This is a genomic window from Bartonella sp. TT119HLJHH, assembly GCF_042193385.1.
In the GTDB taxonomy this organism is placed as follows: domain Bacteria; phylum Pseudomonadota; class Alphaproteobacteria; order Rhizobiales; family Rhizobiaceae; genus Bartonella.
In genome coordinates, this window is record NZ_JBHILS010000126.1 from 1 (window position 1) to 776 (window position 776).

Annotated in this window: 1 protein-coding gene and 1 pseudogene; both read right to left on the minus strand. The window is 34.0% G+C overall.

Annotation, left to right across the window (positions count from 1 at the left end):
• Positions 1-442, minus strand: a pseudogene (locus ACFIJL_RS09730) (hypothetical protein); the annotation flags it as partial.
• Positions 439-582, minus strand: coding sequence for a TrwH protein (locus ACFIJL_RS09735; RefSeq protein ID WP_273790050.1), 144 nt, complete (start codon positions 580-582; stop codon positions 439-441). The pseudogene ACFIJL_RS09730 and the gene ACFIJL_RS09735, both read right to left, overlap by 4 nt.
• Positions 583-776: the final 194 nt, after the last annotated feature.

Consider the following 776-nt stretch of genomic DNA (forward strand, 5'->3'; position numbering starts at 1 on the left):
TTTTCTGACTATTTGTTATAGCTTGATAGGTTTTTTCTGTTTGCGAAATTTGTTCTTTTTTCAACTCAAGCTGTTTTGTTAAGAGCTCAATAATTTCATCTTTTTTTAAAAGCTGAAGGATTTCCGAATATTCTGCTGATAGAGCAGGTTGTGGCGTTGAAGCAGGTTGTGGCGTTGAAGCAGGTTGTGGCGTTGAAGCAGGTTGTGGCGGTGAAGCAGGTCGCGACTTTTTAGGCGGGTTTGGCTTTTTTTTACGTCTAATTTTAACATCTCTAGTGTGTGTTGTATCTGAAAAGCCATGATATATCCTATGTATTCGACCGTCTTTTGTTTGGTAGACATCTACGTCATTTCTATCATACACCTGTTTGCTATTTACATGTGCCAAATTCATCATTGCCAAAAGGGTAACCATTCCTGTTATAATAAATCGCTTTTTCATCTGTCTCCTCGCTTGATTTCGGCAGGGATTGTTTTATTAATAGGTACACGGTTCCTATCATTTGGCTGTTTTAGCTTTGGTGCTAAAGCACAAGCCGATAAAAGGTTTGCAATCAAAATTATAAGAATGATCGACTTCATTTTAATATAACTCTTTTTTATTGTTATATACATCCTGATATTTGTTGTCATTATTATTATTTTGACATTAAAGTAAAGTGTATAGTTTGCGATAATTGATCTTTTCTTAATTTCATTTTTTAATTTATGAAAACAGCTCAATTTCGGTGCGAATATTTTTTACTTTAGGATTGGATATCCTTGTTATTTTGTCA

Excerpts from the sequence above, each read along its gene's own strand:
- ACFIJL_RS09735 (WP_273790050.1), bottom strand. The coding sequence starts at position 582 with ATGAAGTCGATCATTCTTATAATTTTGATTGCAAACCTTTTATCGGCT.